The organism is Synechococcus sp. H55.2, from assembly GCF_047462495.1.
Classification (GTDB): domain Bacteria; phylum Cyanobacteriota; class Cyanobacteriia; order Thermostichales; family Thermostichaceae; genus Thermostichus.
Genome location: NZ_JANSJH010000218.1, coordinates 1 through 749, shown reverse-complemented (window position 1 = coordinate 749; position 749 = coordinate 1). Strand labels below are relative to the sequence as shown.

At 51.9% G+C, this 749-nt stretch carries 1 pseudogene; it reads right to left on the bottom strand.

What is annotated here, in order from left to right:
• Positions 1-381, bottom strand: a pseudogene (locus NW844_RS13015) (glycosyl transferase family 1); the annotation flags it as partial.
• Positions 382-749: the final 368 nt, after the last annotated feature.

Below are 749 nucleotides of genomic sequence, written 5' to 3'. Positions count from 1 at the left end.
AGCTATGATCTCCCCCTGCCAGATCATGTGAGAAGGATCCAGCATCTGGTCAATCTGCTTGCGGGCTTGCTCCGAGCCAAACTCCACATAGATGACCTTGACGTCTTTGAGCCATGGCTCCAAACTGGCCAACACCTCCACCCCCTGCCCACCTGCAGCCACCCTGAGCACATCGATGTGCTCCAGACCTAGCTCCTGCAGGGTTGCCTTGGCTTCCCGAAAGACCAACACCTGCTCCACTCCCCACTCTGTTTGAGAGTCTTCTGGCCAGAGACGACGAGTCCTGAGGCTATTCTGCCCTGCTAGGCCCACTGGATGCACATGGCAGTTGCCCAAACTAAGAGCATTCTGCTGCAGCAGGTGTAAGGCTAAGGGATCCACCTCAAAACAATGAATAACTGCATCCGGGCAAAATCCGCGAAAACAGACACTGGCAAGTCCTACGCCAGATCCAACGTCAACGACAGTCTTCACTTCGGAAATAAATGAAGGAAAGTTAAGATAAGTCGCCCCATAAAAAAGTGTCTCCTCGTGGAGGCGTATCACATACTTAAACTGATTTATGGTAAAATTCTGCCGCCGCGTTTCCATCACTCGACTTGCCTCGGTAAAAAGAAGCTGATGATCTTCTCCTAAGACAAAGGCAAAGCTGGCTTTGAGGGGCTGCTTCAGTTTCTGGAGATCCTCAACCGTGCACACAGCCACATCAAACACTGGCCAGCTTGCTGGCTCTCCTGTTAGCTCATGCA